At 47.3% G+C, this 545-nt stretch carries 1 protein-coding gene; it reads left to right on the forward strand.

Features of this window, described 5'->3' with window-relative positions:
* Positions 1-545, forward strand: a 545-nt coding sequence (locus R7E78_RS29705) for a carbohydate-binding domain-containing protein (RefSeq protein WP_318059088.1), incomplete at both ends; no start/stop codon positions are given.

The raw sequence follows: 545 nt of genomic DNA on the forward strand, positions 1-545 counted from the left end.
AAGAGGTGGTTCTTCCACTGATCGGTGAATACTGGCAGCTTTTTGAAACAGACTTTATGCCGGGTGCATTTGTTGCAGCGCCAAACGCTGAACCTAAAATGATCGCTTCTCTCAATACTGAAGATGTGGCTTCTTTTGTCACTGGTCTTGAGGGTAATAACCTAAAACGTACACCAGATGACAACAACATCTTTGCCAGTGCGGTATCGCGTTTCGAGAAGAACGACGACTTAGTTAAACAAGACGTCTCCACGACGTTGTTACCAACGCCAATGCACGTTGAGGCGGGCAAAGGCAAAGTCGATATTACAGAAGGTATTGCGCTGCCTAAAGACGTATTTGATGCGGCTCAGTTCGCAGCGATTCAAGATCGTGCAGAAGGGGTAGGTGTGGATGTTCGTGGTGATCTTCCTGTAAGCACCACTGTTGTTCCTGCAGACTTCAACGGTGAATTCGCCAAATCGGGTGCTTACGAAATGAGCATCAACCGCGACGGTATCGCGATTAAAGCATTTGATAAAGTGGGTGCTTTCTACGCGGTACAA

The organism is Vibrio sp. YT-19(2023) (assembly GCF_033337395.1).